The organism is Calothrix sp. CBUCES-K 9914, assembly GCF_059640475.1.
The window spans coordinates 24750-50555 of the sequence record NZ_JBXXZH010000004.1; the positions used below are offsets into that span (position 1 = coordinate 24750).

Annotated in this window: 19 protein-coding genes; 7 read left to right on the plus strand and 12 right to left on the minus strand. The window is 37.4% G+C overall.

The genetic code is table 11. The features are described 5' to 3' along the window. The first annotated feature begins 28 nt into the window (after nucleotides 1-28). Nucleotides 29-5434, plus strand: coding sequence for a trifunctional serine/threonine-protein kinase/ATP-binding protein/sensor histidine kinase (locus AC2JBO_RS01415; protein ID WP_496951833.1), 5406 nt, complete (start codon nucleotides 29-31; stop codon nucleotides 5432-5434). Between the two features lie 36 nt (nucleotides 5435-5470). Here AC2JBO_RS01415 and AC2JBO_RS01420 read toward each other — a convergent pair whose 3' ends face one another. Both AC2JBO_RS01420 and AC2JBO_RS01425 read right to left on the minus strand, forming a co-directional pair. Further along, nucleotides 5471-6139 carry a hypothetical protein gene (locus AC2JBO_RS01420; protein WP_496951834.1) on the minus strand — a complete coding sequence of 223 codons (669 nt, stop codon included), beginning with the start codon at nucleotides 6137-6139 and terminating at the stop codon, nucleotides 5471-5473. Nucleotides 6140-6243: 104 nt separating this feature from the next. Further along, nucleotides 6244-8505 carry a cache domain-containing protein gene (locus AC2JBO_RS01425; RefSeq protein ID WP_496951835.1) on the minus strand — a complete coding sequence of 754 codons (2262 nt, stop codon included), beginning with the start codon at nucleotides 8503-8505 and terminating at the stop codon, nucleotides 6244-6246. Nucleotides 8506-8821: 316 nt separating this feature from the next. Here AC2JBO_RS01425 and AC2JBO_RS01430 point away from each other — a divergent pair, with 316 nt between their 5' ends. Continuing rightward, nucleotides 8822-9982, plus strand: a complete 1161-nt coding sequence (locus AC2JBO_RS01430) for a hypothetical protein (RefSeq protein ID WP_496951836.1) — start codon at nucleotides 8822-8824, stop codon at nucleotides 9980-9982. Between the two features lie 112 nt (nucleotides 9983-10094). Here AC2JBO_RS01430 and AC2JBO_RS01435 read toward each other — a convergent pair whose 3' ends face one another. The 4 genes from AC2JBO_RS01435 to AC2JBO_RS01450 all read right to left on the minus strand — a co-directional run bounded on the left by AC2JBO_RS01435 (nucleotide 10095) and on the right by AC2JBO_RS01450 (nucleotide 12678). Further along, nucleotides 10095-11153 (minus strand): 3-deoxy-7-phosphoheptulonate synthase, encoded by a 1059-nt coding sequence (locus tag AC2JBO_RS01435; RefSeq protein ID WP_496951837.1) that lies wholly within the window; start codon nucleotides 11151-11153, stop codon nucleotides 10095-10097. Between the two features lie 30 nt (nucleotides 11154-11183). Continuing rightward, the gene (locus AC2JBO_RS01440) at nucleotides 11184-11450 is read right to left on the minus strand and encodes a hypothetical protein (protein ID WP_496951838.1); all 267 of its coding nucleotides are present in this window, start codon (nucleotides 11448-11450) and stop codon (nucleotides 11184-11186) included. A 155-nt stretch (nucleotides 11451-11605) separates the two neighbouring features. Then, on the minus strand, nucleotides 11606-12145 hold the full coding sequence (locus AC2JBO_RS01445) for a hypothetical protein (protein WP_496951839.1): 540 nt from the start codon (nucleotides 12143-12145) through the stop codon (nucleotides 11606-11608). Nucleotides 12146-12240: 95 nt separating this feature from the next. After that, nucleotides 12241-12678 (minus strand): hypothetical protein, encoded by a 438-nt coding sequence (locus AC2JBO_RS01450; protein WP_496951840.1) that lies wholly within the window; start codon nucleotides 12676-12678, stop codon nucleotides 12241-12243. A gap of 49 nt (nucleotides 12679-12727) precedes the next feature. Between AC2JBO_RS01450 and AC2JBO_RS01455 the strand changes: the two genes are divergently transcribed. The 4 genes from AC2JBO_RS01455 (at nucleotide 12728) to AC2JBO_RS01470 (ending at nucleotide 14928) form a co-directional block, all read left to right on the plus strand. Next, on the plus strand, nucleotides 12728-13318 hold the full coding sequence (locus tag AC2JBO_RS01455) for an alpha-ketoglutarate-dependent dioxygenase AlkB (protein WP_496951841.1): 591 nt from the start codon (nucleotides 12728-12730) through the stop codon (nucleotides 13316-13318). Between the two features lie 414 nt (nucleotides 13319-13732). After that, a complete protein-coding gene (locus AC2JBO_RS01460) occupies nucleotides 13733-14374 on the plus strand; it encodes a hypothetical protein (protein ID WP_496951842.1) in 642 nt (213 codons plus the stop codon). A 190-nt stretch (nucleotides 14375-14564) separates the two neighbouring features. After that, nucleotides 14565-14687 carry a hypothetical protein gene (locus AC2JBO_RS01465; protein WP_496951843.1) on the plus strand — a complete coding sequence of 41 codons (123 nt, stop codon included), beginning with the start codon at nucleotides 14565-14567 and terminating at the stop codon, nucleotides 14685-14687. Next, complete coding sequence (locus tag AC2JBO_RS01470; protein WP_496951844.1) at nucleotides 14659-14928, plus strand: Imm5 family immunity protein; 270 nt, start codon at nucleotides 14659-14661, stop codon at nucleotides 14926-14928. Before AC2JBO_RS01465 ends, AC2JBO_RS01470 begins: the two co-directional genes overlap by 29 nt. 50 nt (nucleotides 14929-14978) lie before the next feature. Here the strand turns inward: AC2JBO_RS01470 and AC2JBO_RS01475 are convergent, their stop codons facing one another. The 6 genes from AC2JBO_RS01475 to AC2JBO_RS01500 all read right to left on the minus strand — a co-directional run bounded on the left by AC2JBO_RS01475 (nucleotide 14979) and on the right by AC2JBO_RS01500 (nucleotide 25179). After that, entirely contained in the window at nucleotides 14979-18797 is a 3819-nt protein-coding gene (locus AC2JBO_RS01475; RefSeq protein ID WP_496951845.1) for an alkaline phosphatase D family protein, read from the minus strand. A 124-nt stretch (nucleotides 18798-18921) separates the two neighbouring features. Continuing rightward, entirely contained in the window at nucleotides 18922-21510 is a 2589-nt protein-coding gene (locus AC2JBO_RS01480; protein WP_496951846.1) for an esterase-like activity of phytase family protein, read from the minus strand. A gap of 527 nt (nucleotides 21511-22037) precedes the next feature. Then, nucleotides 22038-22808 carry a phycobilisome rod-core linker polypeptide gene (locus tag AC2JBO_RS01485; protein WP_496951847.1) on the minus strand — a complete coding sequence of 257 codons (771 nt, stop codon included), beginning with the start codon at nucleotides 22806-22808 and terminating at the stop codon, nucleotides 22038-22040. A gap of 289 nt (nucleotides 22809-23097) precedes the next feature. Next, nucleotides 23098-23829 (minus strand): phycobilisome rod-core linker polypeptide, encoded by a 732-nt coding sequence (locus AC2JBO_RS01490; protein WP_496951848.1) that lies wholly within the window; start codon nucleotides 23827-23829, stop codon nucleotides 23098-23100. A 107-nt stretch (nucleotides 23830-23936) separates the two neighbouring features. After that, nucleotides 23937-24524 carry a hypothetical protein gene (locus AC2JBO_RS01495; protein ID WP_496951849.1) on the minus strand — a complete coding sequence of 196 codons (588 nt, stop codon included), beginning with the start codon at nucleotides 24522-24524 and terminating at the stop codon, nucleotides 23937-23939. A 67-nt stretch (nucleotides 24525-24591) separates the two neighbouring features. Continuing rightward, nucleotides 24592-25179 (minus strand): phycobiliprotein lyase, encoded by a 588-nt coding sequence (locus AC2JBO_RS01500; protein WP_496951850.1) that lies wholly within the window; start codon nucleotides 25177-25179, stop codon nucleotides 24592-24594. A 369-nt stretch (nucleotides 25180-25548) separates the two neighbouring features. Here AC2JBO_RS01500 and AC2JBO_RS01505 point away from each other — a divergent pair, with 369 nt between their 5' ends. Beyond that, nucleotides 25549-25716: an NblA/ycf18 family protein gene (locus AC2JBO_RS01505; RefSeq protein WP_073616654.1), complete on the plus strand. Its 168-nt coding sequence runs from the start codon at nucleotides 25549-25551 to the stop codon at nucleotides 25714-25716. Nucleotides 25717-25806: the final 90 nt, after the last annotated feature.

A 25806-nucleotide genomic window follows, 5' to 3' on the forward strand; every position in this document is an offset into this window, starting at 1 on the left:
TATCTATCGCACACCGAGGGGTTTTGCAATGCTTTTGCCCATGAAGCTTTCAGGTTACGAGTCTGAGCAACTAATTTATGAAGGAGATGATACTGTTATTTATCGGGCAGTATCGTCTCTGGATGATCAACCCGTTATTTTAAAAGTCCTAAAAGCAGAATATCCATCGGTTGACGCGATTGCTCGTCTTAAGCACGAGTACAGTATTGCCAAAAATCTCGATTTAGAAGGTGTTGTTAAGCTTTTGCGGCTTGAAACGTTTGAAAATCGTTTAGCTTTGGTATTTGAAGACTTTGGTGGATGTTCACTAAAACTTGTACTGAGCGCCAGTAAATTAGGATTGAACCAGGTTTTAAGTATCGCCATCCAACTTGCAAAGGCTTTAGCGTCGCTGCATAGTCACCACATTATCCATAAGGACATCAAACCAGGCAATATTATTATTAACACTGAGACAGGTGTAGCCAAACTTACTGACTTTAGCATTGCTTCACAATTGAGCGCATATACACCACAACTCATTAATCCTAATCATCTTGAAGGAAGCTTGGCATATATATCACCCGAACAAACTGGAAGAATGAATCGTGTGCTTGATTATCGAAGCGATTTTTATTCGTTGGGTGTAACTTTATATGAAATGCTAACAGGAAAATTACCATTTGAAAGTAACGATGTATTAGAGCTAATTTATTGCCACATAGCAAAACAACCAATATCCGTCAATGAAGTGAATGTGGAGCTTACAAAAGAAGTTGCTTCTATAGTCATGAAACTAATGGCAAAAAACGCGGAAAATCGTTACCAGACAGCCAAAGGGCTATTAGCAGATTTAGAAATATGTCAACAACAACTTTTTACAGGTACAACTCAAGATTTTATACCTGGTCGTTTAGATGTTTTAAGTCAACTGCTTATACCTCAAAAGCTTTATGGTCGAGAAAATCAAGTCAATTTCCTTTTACAAGCGTTTGATAGAGTTAGCCAAGGCAAGTGCGAAATGATACTAGTTTCTGGTTACTCAGGAATTGGTAAATCTTCTGTTGTTAATGAGGTAAACAAACCTATTACCCGCTCGTCAGGTTTTTTTATCAGCGGTAAATTTGACCAATTTAAGCGTAACATCCCTTATGCATCTCTGAAATTTGCTTTTAGTGAGTTAATGCGGCAACTGCTTACAGAGACAACTGCTAAATTAAACCAGTGGCGCCATAAAATTCTAGAAGCAGTGGAAGCCAATGGACAATGCATTATTGATGTAATACCGGAAGTAGAGTTAATTATAGGGCGCCAACCAGATGTTCCAATACTAACTCCTATAGAGTCACAAAACCGCTTTCAGAGCGTTTTTTGCAAGTTTGTTAATGTCTTTGCAACTAATGAGCATCCATTAGTAATCTTTTTAGATGACTTGCAATGGGTTGATGCTGCCACTTTGAAATTAGTGCAAGCATTGATTATTAATACGGAAAGCAAATATTTACTTATAATTGGAGCTTACCGAGACAATGAGGTAACTTCAACTCATCCTTTGATACAGACTGTCACAGAACTTGAAAAAAGTAGTATCGCTATTAACCATATTAATTTACAACCTTTATCTTTAAACAACATTACACAATTACTTGCTGATACATTTAACCAAAACAATACACAAAAACTAATATCTTTGGGAGAGCTATTATTTAATAAAACCGGGGGCAATCCCTTTTTTCTAACACAAATATTAATTACGTTATATCAACAAAAACACTTACAATTTGATTTTTATACCTCGACTTGGCAATGGAATTTACAAGAAATACAAGCGATTGGTATTACAGACAAAAGTATCGTAGAATTAGTTGCTGATAGAATTGAGATTTTACCGCAAGCAACACAAGAAATCTTAAAAATAGCAGCTTGTATTGGAAATCAATTTACTTTAGATGTATTATCAATTGTAATTAACAAGTCTACGTCGCTTACCGCTGCAGAACTTTATCCCGCTTTACAATCTGGATTAATTTTACCTTTAAATGAAGCTTATAAGATACCTTTAGTTATAGACGAAAAACAAAAATTATTACAAACCGAAATTAAATCTAAAATTGCTAGAGTTAATTATAAATTTCTACATGATAGAGTACAACAAGCTGCCTACTCGCTAATTCCAGAGGGGAACAAACAGGAAACTCATCTTAAAATAGGTCAGCTACTTTTAGATGTAACTTCATCTGAATCAATAACGGATAATATATTAGATATTGTTAACCAACTCAATGAAGGTAAAAATTTACTTACCAAGCAAATAGAAAAACTGGAGTTAGCAAAACTTAACTTGATTGCGGGTAAAAAGGCTAAACTAGCGACAGCTTACGAAGCAGCAGCAAAATATTTAAATACAGGTTTAGAATTGATTACAATAGATAGTTGGGAGAAAGATTACACTTTCACTCTCGATTTGCATGTTGAGACATCTGAAGCTGAGTATCTAATTGGTAACTTTGATATTTCTACTCATTTAGTTCATATCACTTTAGAAAAAGCTGTTAGTACTCTTGATAAAGTCAAGTTATATGAAATTAAAATACAGACATTGATGGCGCAAAATCAAATGTCAGAAGTTGTGGATGTTGGTGCCGCGTTCTTGAGTATACTAGGAATAAAACTATCTACTAAAGCAAATAACTTTCATGTTATTTTAGCACTATTACAAACTAAGTTGGCATTATCTGGCAAGATAGTAGAAGATTTAGCTTTAATACCAGAAATGACTGATCCTTATAAGTTAGCAGCAATGAAAATCTTATTGTTTGTGAGTACTGCTGCTGCTCAAGCTGGATCTTCAGTATTTTTACCAGCAGTTTTAACAATGGTGCAGTTATCTATTAAATATGGAAACTCACCTTTTTCTGCGTATGGATATGGTGTTTATGGTTTAATATTGTGTGACAAATTTAATAGCATTACAACAGGTTATAAATTTGGTACTTTATCGCTCAATATTATTTCGAGAATTAACAGTGATTTACTTAAAGCTAAAATATATTTTTTATTCAATTCAAATATTCAATTTTATAAAGACCCTTTAGGTGATAGTATTGCAAATTTAGTAGAGGGAGTTCAAAGTGGACTATATGTGGGAGATATGGAATTTCTGGGCTATTGTGCCACAACATTATGTAATCACTTATTTTTTGTCGGAGAAAATTTAGAGGCATTGACAACCAAAATTGCTAGTTATATTGATTTAATGAAAAGCTTGAAACTGGAATCACTAGTTATTGCTACTGGTATATTTCAGCAAACAGCTTTAAATTTACAGTCATCGTCAAATCCGCTGATGCTTATAGGTGATGCATTTGATGAACTGACAATGAAATCTGAGGTTGAAAAAAATTACTCTTACAAAGGTTACTTCTATTTTTGTAAAGCTTTTTTAGCTTATTTGTTTAATGATTATCAAACTGCTATTAATAGCGCGGTAATTACTGAAGATACTCACGCTAATAATGTTGGCTTTATATTCTATAGCGTTAATAATTTATTTCATTCTCTTTCACTTTTAGCTCAATTTAATACGGTTACACGTTCCACACAAAAAAAATACTTAAGTCAAGTACGAGCTAACCAAAAACAAATGAAAAAATGGGCGAAACATGCACCATGTAATTTTCAACATAAATACGAAATTGTTGAGGCAGAAAAAGCGAGAGTTCTGGGTCAAGTCAACGTAGCAATGAATTTATATGACTCTGCTATTGCCGGAGCGCGCGAAGCCGATTATACTCAAGAACACGCTATATTCAATGAATTAGCAGCAAAGTTTTACTTAGACTTGGGTAAAGCCAAAATCGCTAAAATATATATGAGTAGCGCATATTACGGTTATGTACGTTGGGGAGCAATGACGAAAGTCAAGCACATTGAGGAACGTTACCCTGATTTAATAATTGTTAATACTATTAACTATTCAGACAGTCCGCACGAATTAGATATAACAGCAACTCAATCTGCCACTTTAGTTACAACTTATTCTAAAACAAAAAGCAACATTAAAAACAAAGTTTTAGATTTAACCTCTGTTATCAAAGCTTCACAAGCAATTAGTAGTGAGATGCTTCTTGATAAATTGCTAACAAAACTTTTGCTTATAGTCATAGAAAATGCTGCTGCTCAAAAAGGTTGCTTAATTTTATATAAAGGCGCCGAATTATTTATTGAAGCAATTAAAAATGAATACTCGGATGTTATTCTCAAATCAATAAAAATTGATGAGACTGAAGACATACCTCTTTCGCTTATCAATTATGTTGCTGCAACCCAATCAGATATTGTGTTAGCTTCGGCAGCGTCCGACAACGTTTACCAATTAGACCCTTATATTAGGCAAAATCAAGCTAAATCTATTTTATGTGTGCCAATTTTTAATCAAGGTAAATCGATTGGAATTTTATACCTAGAAAATAATCTTGCTATAGGCGCCTTCACTAGTCAACGTGTAGAGCTACTAAAATTCATCACGTCTCAAGCAGCGATTTCTTTAGAAAATTCTCGACTTTACCAGCAAGCACAAGATACAGCGAAACAATTAGAAGCTTCGTTAAGTAAACTAACGGCTACCCAACTGCAATTAGTGCAAAGCGAAAAAATGTCAACTTTAGGAAGTTTAGTTGCAGGAATAGGACACGAAATCAATAACCCAATTGGTTTTATTAATGGCAATTTACAACCAGCAAAAGATTTTGTACGAGACTTGTTAGAATTAATTGACTTATATCAATATCACTATCCGCAACCTGTGTCAGATATTATAAATAAAATTAAAGATATTGATTTAGACTATTTGCGTGAAGACTTGCCAAATTTAATTGCTTCGATGCAAGAAGGCATAAATCGTATTCATGACGTGAGTATGAGCCTAAGAACTTTTTCTAGGGCAGATGCTCAAAAACCAATTAAATGCAGCATTCATGAAATTATAAATAGCACAATTTTGATTCTCAAACACCGTTTAAAAGCGTCTGGATCTCGTCCAGCAGTTGAAGTCATACAAAACTACGATGAACTACCAGAAATTAAATGTTTTCCTGGTCAGTTGAGTCAGGTGTTTATGAATTTAATCGCAAACGCTATTGATGCTTTGGAGGAATCAAATACAGAACGTAGTTTTGAAGATATAAAAATTAATCCAAATCGCATCACGATTACAACTGCAAAAAGTAACTGTGAGCAATATATCTTAATTAAAATTCAAGATAATGGAATAGGAATGACTCAAGAAGTAAAGCAGAAGATATTTGACTACTTATTTACTACCAAAGGTGTAGGAAAAGGTACAGGTTTGGGATTAGCTATAGCGAGTCAGATAGTTCAAAAACACAGTGGAAGTATTAATGTTAATTCAACACCAGGGCAAGGTTCAGAATTTGTTATTCAACTTCCAGTTTAGTTTTCGCGCGTATTGACACCTTCAATTATTAATGGTTTAGATTAACTTACCTAATGTGTGTTTAGCTTTTTTCTTCAACACAAAGCCTGCACCGAGTGTTGCAAACCCAATACCTATCAGGCTTGTGTTTTCAGGAACACTCTTTGGAGCGTCAAAAGATAAATTTATCAAAGCTTTGCCTGTATTAACTGGTTTACTGAAGTCTAAGCTAAAGTTTGCCAATACAGTCCCCACACCACTGGCGCCAAAGAATCTCCCTTCACCACCATTAATAGTGATATCACCTGATACAGTAGTAGTTAAAGCCAATGGGTCAACTGTATTTGTACCTTTTAGAGTACCAAACAGCCTATCATTATCTTCTCCAATAAACGTGATACCACCTTGTTGTTCATCTTTACCAAAGGTTTTTGGATTTGAGTCAAAGATGAATGGGGTGCCCGTTTGAGTACCAGCCAAAGCATCAGCAAGACTACTGTATACTAAACTTGTGAACTTTGTTAGATTCAAATCTGCACTTTTGGAAGTACCCTCACCCGGACCCACTATGAGACCTTTTTCTGGTACTGGCGCACTAGTTGTTGAGAAATCGTACTCGTTAGTAAATTTAATCAGAGCTTGTGCTTGATTTGGTATAATGCAGGTTCCAATAGTTACAAGCGATAAACCAATTGCAGGGAGCAAGACATTACGCAAATTGAACATGAGTTTAACTAAGTATAATTACAGACTAACATAGCATAAATTGTATAAATTACAATATACTGATAAAGTAGTAATATACTATAAGCGTAAGTACATTCTCTGAGTTAGATTGGGATTGTAATGATAAATTCGGTGCCTTCACCAGGTTTAGATATGCATTCCAAAGTTCCATTGTGTTTCTGTGTAATAATTTGGTAGCTAATAGATAATCCCATTCCAATACCTTGACCTACAGGTTTTGTTGTAAAAAATGGATTAAAAATATCTGCTTTTATGTCTTTAGGAATACCTACCCCGTTATCTAATATGCTAATCTGTATATATTCAGGTAAAATTAAACTTGTGGAAATCTGAATTTGAGGATGTTTTTTTGATGATTGTTGAAGTGATTCAACGGCATTATTCAAAATATTGATAACCGCTTGGTTGAATAATGCTGCATAGCATTTAACTAAGGGGATATGACCATAATTCTTGAGAACTTTAATATTTTGATTATTTTTCAAATTGAAATGACTTTGAGAAATATCGAGAATACTGTCAATGTTTTCATGCATATTAACGGTTTTATATTCAGATTCATCCAGACGTGAGAAAGTTTTCAGAGACTTAACTATTTTTTCTATTCGTTCGGCGCCAGTTTGTATTGAAGAAATCGCATTAGGTAAATCACTCTCTATATATTCTAAATCTATGTGCTTAATTGCGTTATTAACTTCTAGCGGCGGTTCTGGATAATAATATTGATAAAGTTTAATTAAGTTTATTAAACTAGTAAAATCTTCTTTTACACAAACTATATTACCGTAAATAAAGCTGACAGGGTTGTTGATTTCGTGAGCTATTCCAGCTACTAGTTGCGCTAAACTAGCCATTTTAGCTTTTTGCACTAACTGTATTTGTGTTTGTTTAAGCTGCTGTAAAGCTGTTTCTAACTGTTCAGCTTGATACCTAATTTTTAACTCTGAATTAGCTGCATTTTTTAAATAAACTTCAATTTTGTCTGCCATTTGATTGAGTTCGTGCTCTAAAATTCCTATCTCATCAGTGCTATTGCTTTCTTTTAACCTAGTTTCCAATTTACCGCTACCAATTGCTTGAGCAAAATCAGTAATACGTTGAATCGATTTTGCCCAGATATTTGCTGTAGGTAATACAATTATTACAGCTAAACACATTATTGAGGCGCCAATACTATAACCTGTAATAGCTAAGGTGGATAATGTTTGCTGAATTTTTGCTAATGGTGTACCTACATAATAAATTCCAATTGGCTTTGCTGTTTCTGGTTGAAACTGCTTACGATGATCAAAAATTGGAGCATAAGCAGTTTGATAAGTCTTACCAATAATATTTGCACGACCAATAAATTTCTTTCCTTGGTTCAAAGTTTTCTCCGTGACCTCTCGTGACACTCGCGTCCCAATTATTCGTTTTCCATTGCTATCTCTTACGTTTGTACTAATGTGCCAATCATGAGCAAATAAAGTTGCTGTTGAAACACCTGATGTTTTGCTAACAGTATCAACAATCTGATAATTGCGGTTTAGTAAATTCCCAACAATTACGGCGCCGACAAGGCGATGGTTAATTTTGACTGGTTGAACTGCTATAATAACCATACCCAGGCTACTTTTATCTATACCTTGAGTTTGCTGAGGATAAATATTAATACTTGCTTGTTGAGTCAACTGCAACTGTTTTAATATATCGTTATTTAACAATTCAATACTTGACAATGTACGTTCGTAATGCATTGCAGTTTGAAAAATTCCTAAACTACTAATATCAATTCCGACAGGTATAGAAATCCCCTTATAGTTAGGGTTCAATACAGCTTTATTTTCAGTTACATCTTCAGATGATTCTAATAAAATTTTGATTCTCTGAGCAACTGTACGCCCTTGCGAATCAGTTATTAAATAGAAACTTGGTTCAAACTCGGTTTCTATCGGGTCACGCAATAACGCATTTAAAACATCCTCTTTATATTTTCCACTAATCGTATTTAATGGTTCAGTCTTGCTTAAATCTATTTCTAGTAATTCCAAACTTTCTCCTAAACCTTTTGCAACGTCACGATAATGGTATTCAACTCGATGTAATTGTTGCTCAAAATTAAATAAATCTTTCTGCAATAAGTCTTGCAGACTTTCCATCAAGCGACTTTCAGCAATTGCAACAATTCCTTGTGTCGCCAAAATTGTCGGTAAAATTGCGGCCGCTATAAGTAAAAACGACAACTTTGTCCGAAACTTAGAATTAAACCAAAAGCTACGAAGATTTTTACTAACTTTTAGCAGGCGTAATCTGAAATCAGACTTGAGTTTGCGTTTCGCGGTGATTATGCAAAACAAATGTATCATGTCAATCGCGTTAACAAAGCCACTGAGATGAGTATAAACTAAAAGTTCTTTTTTTTACATCCGTACTGCTTTGTGAACTCGGTTTCTTTTTATTTGTTGCAATTTAAGTTAATTTTTTATATAATTACGCACAACTATATATATGATAAATAAAAATGTAACTTATTTAACAACTATTTTTATTGGCTACTGTTATAAATTCATCTAAGGCTTGCGTGTTTTGATTAGTTTGAGAAGATATATAGATTATTTAATAAATAAATATTTTACTTGCCATAGTAATCAAAGTGAATCTAGCTAACCTAAAATGGGAACTGTGAAAAAATTATCGACATCAAGCAGTACTAGCCAATCTCAGCAAGAAGAAGCTAAGTTAGCAGAAATTGAAACTCGTTTGTCGCAACTTCTGACTAAGAGTCGCGCAGACTGGACAGAAATGGCGAAACTGACGCTCAACGTGCAGCAGCAGAAGCTATACAGACAGGGTGGTTTTTCTTCTTTTTCGGCTTGGGTGCGACAATTAGCTGTAACTAATGACCGTGAACCTTCATTATTGTGGCGATTTATCAAAGCGGCTAAATATTTCTTAAAGTTAACAGGATATGAGGACTTGGAGCAAGTTCACCAAGCCGCGCGCATACCACCGGAAGCTTTGGAAAAACTTGAAAAGCTTCAGCGTCAGGCGCCAACACCAATATTTGAGACATTGAAGAAGCGAATATTTTCGGGAGACGCGACGGTTGCGGAGTGTCGGCGCCTAGAAAAAGATTATAGACCACCTGTAGCAGAAGGGCGAAGTAATCGTGGGCGCCCGCACAAAGGGGAAGAGGGAAAAATAGAGCATTTAGGGCATTGGAGAGGGGCTTCTTTTGATACATTTATTGAGCGAACACAAGGAGAAGTCGAAGTTAAAGCGATACCAGCAGCAAGCAGTCGTTTTACAAGTCGTCAAATTGAGTCTACCATTAAACGCGCGTTGAAACAAGATTATACTTGGATGCAGAACTACACGAATAAAGAGTATTCACCAAAACATTGGGCAACGCATCAGGAAGTACGTATTATTAAAGAGCCAAATAAAGATTCGAGTCAGATATTACGTTTAGACTTAGTAGGTGTAGCTCGCTGGAACTTCAAACTGCCAAAAGACTTATTTGCCATCAAAATTATGACCTGTATAGATGATTTTGAATACTTTACTCAGTGGGAAGAATATTCAGCGTATTGTAATTACCTTTGTTTTGCAAGTCCACTTGATGATGTTGAATTATTAGAAGCACTTCAAGAAACAGCATCACAATTTGATTTTATAGGCATATTGAGTGTAGACTTCTGTGCAACCCTCTCAGACTCTATCGCCTACCCCATCCAAGTTACCCGTCAAGGAAGGCGCCTGACTGGCAGTAAAATTAGTTTAGTATACGAAACGCTGTACGAGCAAGCACTTGGTTGGCTAGAAGCTAACAGGGAAGTTTAGATATGTAAAATATCAGCAACGGATAGAGCGGATGTAACGGATAATTTATTGTTACAAACAAAATCTTGTTATTCAAAATTAACCATCCGTTACATCCATTTATTATCCGCTGCTAATTAAGTTTATTGTAAGCATCCAAAATAATACGTTCTGTTTCTTGCCAATTTATGCATTGGTCTGTTACAGAAACACCGTACTTCAACTGCTTCAAATCACCAGGAATTGCTTGATTTCCTTCAAACAGGTTTGATTCCAACATCATGCCAACTATTGAGGAATTACCATCCACTATTTGTTGAATCACATTTTCAAAAACGGTAGACTGTAACTTGTAATCTTTATTAGAATTACCGTGGCTACAGTCAATGACAATTGCGGGTGATATGTTGGCGCCTTTGAGCTTTGCTTCTACCTGCTCAATGTTGGCTGCATCATAATTAGGCTGCCCGCTACCACCTCGTAAGATAATGTGTCCGTGAGTATTACCCTTCGTTTTAAAGACGCTAACTTGTCCCTGTTGGTTAATTCCTAAAAAGTTATGAGGACTTTTGGCTGCTTGCATTGCATTTAAAGCAACTTGAATGTTACCATCAGTACCGTTTTTAAAACCTACTGGCATCGAAAGTCCACTTGCTAATTCACGGTGAGTTTGTGATTCAGTTGTACGGGCGCCAATTGCAGACCATGATACCAGTTCGCTAATATACTGGGGTACAATCGGGTCAAGAGCTTCTGTACCAGATGGTAAACCCATTTCGGCAATTTGTAATAAAAGATTACGCGCGGTGATTAAACCTTTCTCTAAGTGGAAAGAGTCATCCATATCAGGGTCGTTAATTAAACCTTTCCATCCAACAGTAGTTCGAGGTTTTTCAAAATAAACCCTCATGATGAGCAGCAGTTTGTCTTTGACTTTATCTGCGAGATGCTTGAGCTTATGCGAATATTCAATAGCTGCTGTTGTGTCGTGAATAGAGCAAGGTCCAACAACTATAAATTTTCTCCTATCACCAAAATCTAGAATATTGTTTATTTGTTCTCTAAATGCTAATATGTGCTGCTCGGCTGATTTTGTTAACGGTAATTTGGCTTTTAGCTCATCAGGCGTTAATAATACGTGAGAATTTGCAATATTCTTGTTGATTAAGTTATTGTGTGGGACATTATCCATTTTAACCCTCCCTGATTAAGTTATGATTTCCTAACTTTCTGTTTGAGTAGTGCCGTCATTAAAAACAGTAGTTTTACCTTTACGAGCAAGGATTTCAGCCCACATCTGATTAAAGGTCATACCTCGTTTATCTGCAAGATACTGTACCCTCTCTTTTATACCGGGCATTTTCTCTTGAAGTCTCTCTGAGATCAAACTTTGTGCTTGCTGAACCTTGGTACGGTTGCTTAGTTCAGCATCGATATCGAGTAAATCATCGTAGTATTCACCTAAAGCAGGTATCTGTAGACGTTCCAAACCCTTTTCCCTTCGCTAAATTCGTCAATGTACATTGAGATAACCCAATTATTATTATTGAAGCTTATAAGGGACAAATCCGAATCAGTAATATTTTTTGTATCAAATTTTACTAAATTACACTAACACTTTATTCAATATTGAATCTTATTTAATTAAATAACTGGACTGAGTTCGCCTTGATATTTCGAGCGAAGCTCTTTAATACTCTCTGGAGCATTACGGTGTCTAAAAATTTTTAGAGCAATAGGTGAATTTGCGACTAAGTATTTATCTATATTTATACGTTTAGCAATAGCTTCGATTATTTCTGGCGCCGTAGTATTGAGATCAACAAGACGTACAAATATCTCTGTGCGTTCAGTTTTGAGTGCAATATTTTGTAAATCTAACGACAATATTTTATTATATCTAAAGATGGCAGTGTAATGTTTGACAAACCAGTCATTAACGAGTAAAGGGTTTTCGAGAATCAGTAACGGCATGACAGGATTTTCAAATACAATATCAGCCATAGCGGATTCTTGAGCAAACAAATATTCGAGTAATTCAGTAGAAGCGTTTGGGTTACTGGCTATTGCTTCAACTATCGGTCGTTTATAACCGCGCGTTCTGTGTTCGAGGTAGATTTGTTGAAGTTCATCAGCAGATGTACAAGGGTCATTTGCTTTTTCAAGAATATCTTCAATGTACATAGAAAATCAATTCAAATTTACTACTTATCCAGATAAATCAGTAAGCATCATTGACATTGGAATATTTCCTATATACTACACCATCTTTGAAAGTTTTATGAATCAACTTTATATTCCGAAGCGCTTCTAACACTTTTGATCACAGCATTTTGAAGATAAGAATAATTACGAACTCGATGTTCATGAGTTATAAAAAAGTTGGTGCCGTAAAGTTCAAATAAAACTTTACCCTCATTACTATAAGTTGCACCTTGTAATACAAAAGTATTTGGATCAACTTTACAACCTGTTCCTTTGAATCGTGCCACATTAAAGATGCAATTTTGATTTACAATTTCTCCAGTAAGTGTGTATTCCTCCAAGCGTCCATTACTCCACTGGTAGGATTCAGAGACTATCATAATATTCTCATCAATCGTGAGAGTAGTATTTGTTGTTCCCGAATCAATTAATTTTCCTTGCTCAAAGTCAAAAATTTTAGCTACTCCTTTCCAACAGCCTAGCCATGATGGTTCATATGCACTAAAATTCATAGTAAAATGGTAAAATAGTTACTATGGGAAAGTTTAACTTATTATAAACATGTTTAACGATAAAATCTTCACCAATCATCAGTTAGATAAAAATCATAGTTTTTGGAATGGACATGTATCACAAGAAGTTAATTTGAATCAATTACAGTTTGATGAATTATGGGACATGCACCCATGTGATTTTAAACAAATCAAAATACATGGGCGCCTAGTAAAAACACCGCGTTGGCAATCAGTGCATGGAGCAGATTATCATTATACAGGTATCGTCAATAAAGCCTTACCGATACCACCATTACTAGAGTCACTTCATCAATGGAGTCAAGATAATATATATAACCATCTCAATGGTATGGTCATAAACTGGTACGACGGCAACTTAGGTCATTACATGGGTAAACACCGTGACTCAACAACAAATATGATTTTAGGCGCCCCAATAGTGATAATTTCGTTTGGAGAAGAGCGTACATTTAGATTAAGACCGTGGAAAGGAAGCGGGTATAAAGACTTTACAACAACGCATGGCAGCGTATTTATTATACCGTATGAAACGAATAATACCTGGACACACGAAGTCACTTCGTCCAAACGTTATCAAGGAAAAAGGATATCCGTAACATTTCGAGCGTTTGAGTAGGGTGCGTCACGCTACAAAAAACTTCAACGTAGTAACCAGACATGTAGCGTAACGCACCAAACCTCAACTCCTCGCGCGATAGCTGTGAGAGCTGTATCAGCAAAGGAGTAAATTCTTCTGGTGACATTAATAATATTGTTTCCACAATTGCCTGAAGATCGTTATCTTGGGAACACAAATAATTGTCAATTCAAGGAATACATCAAGTTAACTGTTCTCAATCTACATTGCTTTTTATTCCAAAAAATGTACTAATTGATACATTTAACAAGGTAGCACAAGTAAATACACGTATCAAATTCCTAATTCGATTAATCTCTAACGTTGCAACCAGAAGCCATGTTTCCAAGGTAAGATTTAATCATAATTGTTGAAGAAGATTTTGAAGGCGATTTGTTAATCAGGGAGCAATTAATGATGAAGCTAAATTTTTTCTATACTTGTTTTTGTCTAACTTCCGTTACTTTGTTTTTGAATAGCTGTAAAAATCTTGAAACGTCGAAAGTCCAGACAATTTCATCTAAAGTCATTGCAAATCGTGCGGCAGAAGCTGTGAGTACATCTTTTGCATCGCATCGAGCTTCTACTCAAACACCCGAACAAAACCTAATAGTCGTCAAAGCTGATCAAGGAGGTGAAGTAACAATTGATGAACTCAAAAATGCTATCAAACTTGCCGATGATATTGATAGAGAAGTTCATCAATCTTTAAATACGGATATACTAAACAAAGTATATACAGGAGTAGAATTGCAAAAAAAACTAGCATTCATAAAAGAATTGAAGTCAAATAACGTGTACATATATTCTCGGCTGCGGAGACAAGAATTTAAAAATTTTCAAATTAGTACAGATGGCGCCATAGCGAAAGTTGATTTAATTGAAACTTGGAGTCATAAAATATTTTTTCAGGAAACAAATGAATTACTCGCAAAATCTCCACCTACTAACGTTCCACAAACTAACTACTTGCAAAAAACAGAAAAAGGATGGTTAGTATACAAAACTATTTTCAACACTAACCCACCCTCATTCCAAGTATTAACCAAATCATAATCAATTCTCCGACGTTAAACTCTCTTGTAAAACTCTCTCTTGTGGAGCGGGGATCCCTGCCCTACAGTATTTTCTTTTTTACCCAGTAGTTTTGCTAAAAAGACAGATACTGTTGTCAACCCACATGATTGGGTCATGACTATTCCAAAACTCCGCATTGCTAGAACAACTGCTTGAGGCTTTGTCATATATGGCTATTCCTTCAACATTACAAAAATTAGTTTTAAATGCGCTTTCATCAGTACATTCACACCCATCACACGATTTAAGTCTTGGTTATCGTCATGCCATCTGGGTTGAAGAGTGGGGATGATGAAAATGGTCATAGGCGCCGTGCCATCTTAGCTTTAAACACAGTTCGCCACGTACTTCCTATCTGGAATAAAAAATTTCTTTATGATGATAGACCCGAATATATTCTTAATCTTGCAGAAAAGACGCTTGCTGGAACTATTAGTGTAGAAGTTGCGGATCAGGAGAGCGAGCGTCTGTGGAGGGAAATGCAACAATTAGGGTATGGCGGTCATGGTATGGTTTTTACTGTTGCGGCATAGCCAGAGGGAACATGGAGAGACGCGATAGGGAGCGTCTCTACATTGATTATTTATTTGACAATTGGCTCGCCTTGTACTGTTGCAGGCGCCTCAACGTTGAGTAGTTGCAAAATAGTTGGTGCAATATCTATATTACGAACTTGCTCTAATGTACCTTGAGGAATGTCAGGCCCAGCAGCGTAGAAAATTGCGCTCATGTTAGGTAAGTTTGGATCATAACCGTGGGCACCATAGAAATTAGGCACGGAGAATACAGGTGTATTAGAAGCCGAATCTCCTAAACGCGGTACAACTGGGGTTTGTGTACCATCAAAATTGTAACCTTCTGTTAGCAGTGCAAACACATCTCCTGTATCTTGACCGATAAAATCACTGGTATTTAAACCAAAGTTAGGGTCATTCACATCAGTCACAGGTCGAGTGTAAACTTTGTCGAATACAGGAAGATTGCCATCAGTGTAATTAGGGTTGTTGTCTGTTAATGATTTAAGAGCATCGTTTACTTGTTGTTGCAGTGTTATGTACTCTTCGCGGCTGACAATACCGTTTGGTTCTCTTCCTTGTAAATTAAAGTAGACGTTTACTGCTGGCCCAGAGGTGACAGCACGCACTTTGTTTGAGTCGAAACCTTTTTGCTTGAGGTAATTATTTATATCGACAGTTGTCCAGAAGGGGTCAAACCCGTGGTCAGAAACAACGATAATGTTGCTGTTCGGTCTGCCTTGGCTATCAGTACCAACGGTATCAATTATTTTTTGTACCGCGCGGTCGGCTGCTTGATAGGCTGTTTTGACGTAATCTTGATATCGAGCAATTTTTGCGGAGTCTTGCTTTTCTCCAATTGAATAAGGGTCACGGGGGTCAGTTGCTTGACGTGGGTCGGTAATTAAGAACTGGTGTGCAGAACCGTCCGGTTGTTCAATATAAAGCATTACCAAATCAGCATCGGGATTTTTTGCAATCGCGCGTTGTCCAACACGAGTTTGATAATCTACAAAATTACGAACTTGGTCTTCGTAAATTGCTTCTAATTCGATGTCGCTAAAATTTTCAAACCCAGGACTGAGACGTTCAGTAATGCGAAAATCTGATTGTGGCGCCCAGAAACCAACATTATTATTAATGTCATCTACGTCTGCTACAACTGCGGGGTTGCGAGGGATGTAATTTGCAGAGTAACGTGCAAAGCGAACACTTGATAAGTCGGGTGCTAAGTTGGTGACGTAGAAAGCTGTTCCAGCTTTATTACTACTACCTTCTAAGTAGAATGGGCTAGATTTTTGGTCGCTTGCTTTTACGTAAGCTGGCCCGGTAGATGGTAAATTAAATGAACCCGATTGAATTCCTTGATTAGCATCGAAAAATACTAAAGTGTCGTAATCTACTCTACCATCATTAGTAGTATCGAGGGCAGCAACATCGATAGCATAATTTACTCCACCTACTTTAAATTCCTCAACATAATTTTTCGTCTCCAAAATTGGGCTGTAAGATACTTTACCTGCTCCGACGATTTGGTCAACTAATGTTTGAGGTGCAGTTTCAAAATCACTTGCTGTTAAGTTAAATCCTTTTGCAGCAACTCCAGCAAAAGTACCAAAGGGTACGGTATAATCTACAGTTCGCTCGCTTGCTGGTTGAATAATTGGACTGTTAGATAAACCTGGAACGGTAATATCGGCGCCATCTGCTCCCGGAAATGTTGCTGCTACAACTTTCTTACCATTTGCGCGCAATGCTTGCCATAAAGGATGAGCAGTTGGTTCGCTACTTTCACTTAGTCCATCAATACCTACTGTATAACCACCAATAGGCGCCGCAAAACCACTGATATTTTGATTAAATGGACTGGAAACTAAGTGGAAGGTATTGGAATTAATATCATTATTTGCTGCCGTCGAACCTGTAGCAATGGCAATATGTCCGGGTGCTGTTAAAGATGGAGTAATAGTAAGATTCTGTTGGGCAACAAGTCCTTGACTTGCTAGTAGTCCCAACCCTTTGTCTGAACTCAAAGTACCATCAGCTAGGTATTGATTGATGAGTCGAGGTGTGGCACCATCAAGAGATACTAAAATTACTTTGGGTACTTGTGGCTTTTCAGTAACTTTGGGAGTGGCTGCATCAATATCAAAACCTAAAATGCGTCTGCTTGGATTATTAGAACTTGGTTCTGGATATGTATCGGTGGCGTAGGAGTTTATACCGTAAGTGTTTACAGAAAGAGTTTTACCATCTGGACTCACATCCAACGTTACGTAGTTGAAGGTATCAGGTGAGTAAAAAGCCACTGGGCGCCGCAAAGTATCTGCTTCGCTATCAAATTCACGAAAAACATTGTGCAAATTAGGGTTAGTTGGGTCAAGTCCAAGAGGGTCTAATCCTCTAGCTGTCTCTTTGGCAACAATATCATCTGCTAGCTTTTGAATATTACTAAAGCTGTGGTCAGTTATTGCATCTGGACCACCTGCACCAATTGGCCCCGCTACAATTGTAAAGGTGTTTGGAACCCGTGTACGAGTGCTGGGGTCGCTTGGGTCTGTTAAATAAGTTAGTTCATTAACACGATTGAAATGGTCATCGGTGCTTAAAAAGACTACGTTATCAATTTGATTATCAGCAATGAATTTGAGTAGGTCATTACGTTCCGCGCGATAATTACCAGGCCAAGATTTGCCGCTATCATTATCGGTTTCGTCAATAGGAGAAGAAACAGCGATAAATTTCCAAGTCGTATTATTTGCCTTGGCATCGAGCAAAGTTTCTTTAAGCCAGTTAAGTTGAGTTGTACCCAGCATAGTGCGTTCTGGGTTATCCGCGCGACTTCCTAAATCATCGGCGCCTGCTGGTGTTTTAAGGCGAATATCACGATAAGAGCGGTCGTCAACGTTGATGAAAATACTATTATCACCCCATTGTTGGGAGTAATATAGCTGCTGAGTGCCGTCTGTACGTGGGTCATTAGGAGCGGAAATTATTTTTTCTCGAATTGGTTGATAATCGTTGTAAGCTTGTAACAGTGCTTTAAAGCCTTCTGTATCATTTATATATGTACCAGTACGGTTGACATCGTAAGTAATATCAGTAGCATCTACACCTTTACCTTCAGGAGTTCCCGCAGGCGCCCCTCCATTAATAAATTGCTTATTCCCAAGTTCATGATTATCTAAAAGGATGTAATTTCCTTGGGAGGAGTAAATATCTTGGGCGCCAGGGAAACCACCTTCTTTAACAGGTTCTAAATTTTCTCTATATTTACGGCGATAGTCAGCTAGAGCTTGAGCAGGATTTGCAAATGGGTCTGCCGTCGCTTCTGATATATTTGACTTAGTTTCGTAAATTGTGTCACCCAGAAAAACAAAGTAATCAAGATTTTGGTTTTCTAGACCCGATAATGAAGCATAAGGGCGCCATTTACCATCAGCATCACCACTAAAACCAAACCTAACACCAACTTCTTGATCTGCTGTAGGCGCCGTTTTAAAACTTCCTACAGAACTGTAATTATAATCTTGTGTGCGAAAGCGGTAATAGTAGGGAGTGAAACTATCTAATCCTGATACATCAAGCTTTAGAATATAATCACGGTTAGCATCGGTATTACCTTCAAAAGTGTGTACTCCCGTTGTAAATTGCGGGTCTGAAGAAACTTCAGCAATTAGATGCGTAGCAATACCTTGTTTATCAGAATTTTCTGTGCGCGTCCATAAAATGGCACTATTATCTGTAATATCTCCAGCCGCAATACCTTGTGAAAAGTTGGTTATTGGTAGAGAACTGCTATTAAAAGATATAGGGAGAGAATCAAATTGCTGCGCGCGGGTATCAAAATTAATGCTCAAAGGAGATTGAGTATTTAAAAGCACCATAATTTGTATGTATAAATTGTGGACTAAAACTTTCTTGACCTATACCACTCTTGTGGAATACTACTCTTGTGGAACGCTACTCTTGTGGAACGGGCGAGGACGCCCGCTCCACAAGATTTATTTTTTATGCACTATGCTGAAATTGGTCAGACAAATCCAAAGGCTGACTCAATTTAATTTTGATAAACTCATCGTTATCTGGTTGTCCAGGAGTACGACCAACACTAAAGGGATAATTGTTGTCGTTAGCAACCAAAAGCGTTTGATTATCTATTATTAATACATCCTCAATAGTGGTAAAGGGGAAAGTGAAGACACCGTTACTCGTACCATTTGCACCTATTCCATTAGGGTCAGAAATGCTGAGTAAATCAGCAACTAATTCTTTGTTAACAAAACCTTCGCTATCAATTTGATTGATGTCGATTTTGTAGATTTTCTTTGAGCGCGCGGGACTAGTAAACGCTGGGTTACTAGCATCTCCCTGTCCGTTATCACGTTCGATAACTAAAAATTCGTGGTCGTTAATAGCCGTCATATCCCCTATCGCGCGGTTCGGATAAGGTTCATCAAGACGGTAAGCGTAGGTTTTACCTGTAAATTCCTGGTTTGGCACATCAAACTCATATATCAGCAATCTGCTTTGGTTAGTATCAGTAACTAATGGTCCTTCAAGTAATGGGTAGAGTTTTGTACCATCGGGACTTAGTGCCATACCTTCAAAACCTTTAGAACGAGGCAGGTTTGCTGATTTTACTTTATCTGCTTCACTTAGGTTACTGAATATTCGGTTATCAGGTGAACGCACAAATTCCTGAGTTACAAATCCTCGCGCTTTTACTCCTGTTCCAGCAAAGTCAGTGAAGAAACCATCAACACCTAACTCAATAAATTGCCGAATTTCTTGCTCTGGGTCGCCTTTATAGTCGGCTGCTAAATACTGATTTTCATTACGGAAGGTATAAGGATGTACGAGTAGTCCAGCTTGATGAGCATCACTGACTAATGAGGTAGGCGCCGTTAAAGTTTTATCGGCATCGTTAACTTGACCATCACCATTTACATCATCGGCTTTACCATCACCATTTTGATCTACACCTTTAACTGAGACAATCATTCGTTTCCAAGGTCCAATTCCATCAGCATAGGTGGCTATTTCTGCCAAACCTGAAGGTGAGCGCAAATCACCATAAGTACGCGCGTCACCACTAACCACAAAATCGTAAGGTCTAGTCTCAATTAAACTACCATCAAGGTTAACATCGGTAGCATCAAGTAATTGAATCAACGGCACATCAATCATGGTGTTGAGTTTCTTCAAATTACCCACTTCAAAAGACTGGATGTAAACGGCTGAATCTTTGCTGTTATAGCCATTAGCTTTGAGAATATCAACCAATGGTTCTTCTAGAGCTAGAGATTCTGGACCAGGGGTGACACTAGAAACGTAGGTAGGATGGCTAAAATAGGTAGGGTGTTTAGTTTCGGGGTAAATACCAATTTTTCGTCCAGTTTCTTGACTCTTGCGTTTCGCTAAATCAATAACTTCTTGGAAGGTGGGAACTTCAAATTGACCGTTGAACGATTGGTCACGGAAAGGTAAACGCTCTTTCGCACGCAGCGTTTTGATTTCTGCTAAAGTAAAATCTTCTGTAAACCAACCTGTGATTTCTTGTCCGTCAATGACTTTAGTTGTCTTACGGTCAGCAAATTCTGGACGGTTCGCAACATCTGTCGTGCCAGTAATATCATTTTCGTGACGGGCAATCAAAACACCATCTTTTGTAGATACTAAATCTGGTTCAATGTAATCTGCCCCTAGGTCGATTGCTAATTCATACGATGCTAGTGTATGTTCTGGTCTTAGTCCACTGGCGCCTCGATGTCCAATTACAATTGGCACCTGTCCGTCACGAGTGTTTAACGGTAAAAGATTGGGAGTTGAAAAAGGCGGTTGAATTAACGTCCCATTAGCATCAACGTGCAGTAAATAGGGGCCAAATTCTTCACCAAACCAGTAAGTACCATCAGGTGTTTGACGGAACGATTCTAAATCAAAGTCGGCGCCTGTTAGTAAGCGATTTTGCTTAATACTGCTGTCAACAGGGATACCATTCGGTTGAATAGCTGTGCTACCTGGGTAAATATCACCGTCAGCGACTATTTTCTGTATACCTAAGAGTTTCCCGTTTTTATCGTTGAGTTGGAAGAAACTGTCTTGGTTGAAGCTATCTAAACGGGCACCTGTTTGCAAGTTTACAGGATACACCTGACCTGTTGTAAAATCTGGCTCGACAGCATAAAAACGTAACAAAGAATCTGGAGAATTTGCTTTCGCCCCATAACCGTTATCTACCATTACCAGATAAGTACCTTCCACAGGGCCAGGAAGAACAGCAGAAAAACCCTGCACTGGTTGCCCGTCGGGACTGGAGAATGGAAAAGTACGACCGTTAAAGTTTGTCGCAGTGCCTACTGTACCATCATTGTTCAGGTTGAGAAATTGTCCAGAAGTGGCGCCTAATGCAAAAGTATCGGCATTCAATACTGCACGTCCAACTAACTCTACTGTGTCAGAGTCAGATGAACTACGTGTTGATAGTTGCTGAACCGCACTTATCTGTAGATCAGCGCCTGTAGTATTCTGTGTGGCATTTAGACTATTTGCAGACAAATCTGTGGTCAAAGGACGACTATCAAGGCTGTTTGTCATAAGGTACATCAAATTTGATAATAAATTAGGTGCATAAATAAGGGCGTAAAACTTAATATATTTAAACCCACTGGCTTTATAATTTTTTAATTGTTTTATAATAGCTCTTGATTATCTCTAGTAATAAGGCATACAATTAATCCCACAAATTTGATAATGAGTATCTAAAATATTGTAAAAACAGGATACTTGACAACAATTAGTAACAATATTTTTGAGTACTGATATTTAAAACAATAATTGAACATTAACTAGTTAAGTTTATTAAGCTATTAATTATTGATTAAGAAATGAATAAAAGTTTTATATTTCACAAAACTACTAATTATTAAATACTGTAAATACATAAAAAGATTTATAATAATAATTTCATCAGAAAAACCTGGCTTATTTAAGCAAAAACCAAGGTCATTAGTCTCAAGCCCTAAACCGAAAGCTGAAAGTTGAAAGACAACTCTTAACTCTTGATTCTTGGCTAATGACTAATGACCAATTTTTAAGATATTTAGATATTATGCGACGCGATGTTATCTTATGCCAGATTTTTGACGATAAGGAACATCTTTTTGAAAGTCAACGTTGTAAGGTGACAAACGTTGTGGGTTATTGCCAATATTACCGTAGCTTTGCGCCATATTCAAGAAGTTTGCGGGGTCGCCAGCTTTCGCCTTCTTCTCTTGAGGTATATAGCGACGTACTTCGGTTTGCCAGATAATTTGAGGGAAACCAAGTTTCGCGCGGGTGTAGTCTTCGTAACGTGGAGACTTGATGTTGAAAGGTAATTCACTACCTTCTGCACGTCCAGGCAAGTTACGACGACGTTGGTAAGGAACTGTCGAGTAGCCAAAGTTATCTAAATATTCTTCGCTATCAAGCAGTTGGTCAATAAAGCCGCGAATACCTTTTGTTGCAACTACAATTGACCAAGCGATTTTTTCTCGCTCGCTATATACATCGCGTCCAAGTACACGTTGTACAGTTTGTTCAACAAAGCGGTAATTGCTATTGAGGTCGTAGAAGCTTCTTCTATATCTATCTGAAAGCACTAGTCCACGAATAAAGTCGCGCACGGTAATTTGTCCGTTGCGAAGTTGGGATTCGAGGAATCTTTCGCGGTCAGCCGCAAATGCATGAAAGAAAATCTGACGGTAAGCTGCTTCTATTAGAACACCTATGCCATCCGAAGATAACAAGTTATCTGTCGAGAATATTCTGGGCTTATCGTCGTTTCCTACCTCGTAGCCTTCAACACGTTGGTTTTGGCTCTTTGGTGCGTAATCTAGTAGAGGTAATGCCACAACTACACTCCGTGAGGTTAACTAAAATTAACAAGTTCAAAAGATATCTTAAAGGAGTAGGTGTAGCTTAATCTCATAATTATTATAAAAATTAACGAAACTTCACGTATATACTCGTTGTAAGCACGAAGAGTGCTGGTCTTGGTAGTGCTTCATGTCTTTAATTCTGTTTGGTTGGCGCCGAGCGTAAGTTACTACGAGCACCGACACTCTGGATGAATGGTGCGTCAAAGCAGATGATTTTCGTTTTATTGAAGACTCTAATCGCTTTGACGCACCCTACGAGGTATTATGCTGGATTGAGTCCGTAGCTGATTAGCAAAGTGAGTACAATAATCCCTACGAAGATTGCTACTACCCCACCTGCTGCCCTGAAATCCGCTTCTCGCAAGAAGGTTTCTAGACTAAATGGTTTGACTGTATCAGTAAAGCGGTAAATGTGTCCGCGCGGTTGTGTGTCTCGATAGTGTTTATCATAACGAGCCATACGCGCGAATGGAAGCTCACCACTTTTATGTTGCTGCAAAATTCGGCGCCGCTGATATGGTACTGTATTATAACCAAAGCTGTTTAGATACTCTTCACTGTTGAGTAAATCATCAATGAAAGCTTTAAGACCTTTGGTAGCTAGTACAGTTGACCATGCGAGTTTTTCTCGTTCGTTATAAACTTCACGTCCAAGAATACGCTGGATGCACATTTGCACGAAACGATAATTACTGTTACTGTCGTAATTACGTCTTTTGAAAGTATCAGATGTCGCAAGTCCCCGTATAAAATCTCTAACTGTTATTTGACCAGCTTTGAGTTGTGATTCCAAAAAAGTTTGACGGTTATAAGCAAGCATTTGCTGTTCGTTGAATACTTGCCGATACGCTGCTAGTATCAACGTATCCATATCAGATGCGGTTAGTAAGTTATCGGTTGTAAAAATTCTCGGTTGTTCATCACCAAGAATTTCATACCCAGAAACACGCTGATTTTGTGAAGAGGGTGAATAAGTCAATAATGGAAGTGCCATGTAAAACATTCTCCATGTACATGCAAGTTTTCTACTCAGGAGAAGCAGCGAATCATTATTCACTTAACACCAAAACAATTACTATTTGCTGTTAATCGCTAACATAACTAAATATTATAATAAATATCATATATATCAATTTCACCACGCCAAAAAGCTAATGGGTCTGTTATTGACCGACAGTAAGGCCAGCTTCGCAAACTTTTTTCCATCGTAAGAGCTTCCCATACAGGTAGAGGAAATCCTAACCCTAAACACAAATGAAATAAAACGTTCGCAAATTCCTGATTATGTCCTACACTTCCTAGATGTGCGTGAGCATACTCATGTGTCACCAAACCAAACCAATCTTCTGGTGCAATTCTTCCAACATCAATTATAATAGTCGTCGGCGCCATCCAAATATTACATAGTCCATCTATACCTAACGACTGCGCTAAAGGAACTGCAAAAATTTGAATATCACGACGTTCTTCAGGATAAAAGCATTCGTGGCAAGCTTGTAAATAAGTATTTAATAGAGCATTAACTGCGTCTATATTTTGACCAATCCAATTACAAATCACCGTACTATCGCGCAAGTTCTCCATTATATCAACCATTCGCGACTCCAGAGCAAAACCCCGCACCATTTGCAGGTACTCAAAACCACGCTGATAAGAATTATTGAAATGTAAACTTGTATTCTGTATCATGAATATTGCAAAATTGCTAGATTCCCGACTTATTGAATTTTTCGAGAATCTAACATAATATTATATTTTACCAACCTAGTACCGAAGCATATTGCGGCGCCACATTATTTGCTTCAGTTGATTTATCGTCACTATCAACGCGACTTTCAACGCAATATGATGCAGTGCTAAAACCACCAAAGCGCTTGACAGTACTAGTACGCATTCGCATATTACCACCTGAGAACCAGAATCGTTCTATCGAACTCATAGTTTCATAATCAGTAGTTAATACCAACCCGTCTTCTTCATCCATATGGAACTGACCAACCACAGGCATAATTTCTGCATAACCGCGTTCACGTAACAATCTACCCTTACGAGGATTATCTATATCTGGCACAATTGCAAATACTGTTTTACCCTCGTGGTTTTCTTCACCCTCTCTATCCCACGCCATTGTTCCTAGCCAACGCACGCGCGAACCACCTATCGATAAAGTGGGGTCTATATCGTGCATTTTACACAATTCAATAATTTCAGGGTCATCTGCTGCCAGTGTTTCCACTAAAATTTCAGATTCCCCTGTCTCCGAACGCTTAAAAGCAAGGTGGTGTGTAACCCGCGAAGATTTCCACTTGCCCGCACTCAACCGGAAAAATTCTAATGCATCCATCTAACTTTTGACTCCTATACCTAATTCCTGAGAGTGATGTGTCAACTTTCATTTGTTCTTAACCTTATTACTTAACATTACACCTGTTTACAATCTGCTTTCAACTCTTATATTGGTTGATTACCTCACCTGCTGAAGTGCAGATTACAGCAAGCGGCGCCTCATAAAAAACTTACCTCTCAATGGAATACCTAATTGTAAACTTTTGTTGCCATCATTAATTATCGCTTGACAAAGTAGACAAAACTAGTAACTGCATGTTAAACTAAAGCAAAGTAGCAAAAACAATCGTAATAAGCACTTTAGTGCTTAAATACTAGCCATGCTTACTGTTTACGAGCAATTTAATAATTTAACTAGGAGTGAATAATGAATTTCCCCAATGAATTGACCTTAGAACAGCAGTTCCGCTTACAAACTCTGAAAGACCAAGTTCAAACCTTGAGTCAACAAGAAGCTCAAGAGTTTTTGATGGAAGTGTTGCGTCAAATGATGGTAAAGGACAATTTAGTAAAACATCTTCTCAAACAAGCCTAATTTACAATAAAAACGAGTGCATTTTAATTTCATAGATAGATTAAGTATGTTAGGGAAGGTTTGAGTCAGAAAACCTTGGAAATAACACAG

Coding starts and splice junctions, on each gene's coding strand:
- AC2JBO_RS01415 (WP_496951833.1), top strand. CDS start 29: ATGCTTTTGCCCATGAAGCTTTCAGGTTACGAGTCTGAGCAACTAATT.
- AC2JBO_RS01420 (WP_496951834.1), bottom strand. CDS start 6,139: ATGTTCAATTTGCGTAATGTCTTGCTCCCTGCAATTGGTTTATCGCTT.
- AC2JBO_RS01425 (WP_496951835.1), bottom strand. CDS start 8,505: ATGATACATTTGTTTTGCATAATCACCGCGAAACGCAAACTCAAGTCT.
- AC2JBO_RS01435 (WP_496951837.1), bottom strand. CDS start 11,153: ATGGATAATGTCCCACACAATAACTTAATCAACAAGAATATTGCAAAT.
- AC2JBO_RS01445 (WP_496951839.1), bottom strand. CDS start 12,145: ATGTACATTGAAGATATTCTTGAAAAAGCAAATGACCCTTGTACATCT.
- AC2JBO_RS01450 (WP_496951840.1), bottom strand. CDS start 12,678: ATGAATTTTAGTGCATATGAACCATCATGGCTAGGCTGTTGGAAAGGA.
- AC2JBO_RS01455 (WP_496951841.1), top strand. CDS start 12,728: ATGTTTAACGATAAAATCTTCACCAATCATCAGTTAGATAAAAATCAT.
- AC2JBO_RS01460 (WP_496951842.1), top strand. CDS start 13,733: ATGATGAAGCTAAATTTTTTCTATACTTGTTTTTGTCTAACTTCCGTT.
- AC2JBO_RS01465 (WP_496951843.1), top strand. CDS start 14,565: ATGGCTATTCCTTCAACATTACAAAAATTAGTTTTAAATGCGCTTTCA.
- AC2JBO_RS01470 (WP_496951844.1), top strand. CDS start 14,659: ATGCCATCTGGGTTGAAGAGTGGGGATGATGAAAATGGTCATAGGCGC.
- AC2JBO_RS01475 (WP_496951845.1), bottom strand. CDS start 18,797: ATGGTGCTTTTAAATACTCAATCTCCTTTGAGCATTAATTTTGATACC.
- AC2JBO_RS01480 (WP_496951846.1), bottom strand. CDS start 21,510: ATGACAAACAGCCTTGATAGTCGTCCTTTGACCACAGATTTGTCTGCA.
- AC2JBO_RS01490 (WP_496951848.1), bottom strand. CDS start 23,829: ATGGCACTTCCATTATTGACTTATTCACCCTCTTCACAAAATCAGCGT.
- AC2JBO_RS01495 (WP_496951849.1), bottom strand. CDS start 24,524: ATGATACAGAATACAAGTTTACATTTCAATAATTCTTATCAGCGTGGT.
- AC2JBO_RS01500 (WP_496951850.1), bottom strand. CDS start 25,179: ATGGATGCATTAGAATTTTTCCGGTTGAGTGCGGGCAAGTGGAAATCT.
- AC2JBO_RS01505 (WP_073616654.1), top strand. CDS start 25,549: ATGAATTTCCCCAATGAATTGACCTTAGAACAGCAGTTCCGCTTACAA.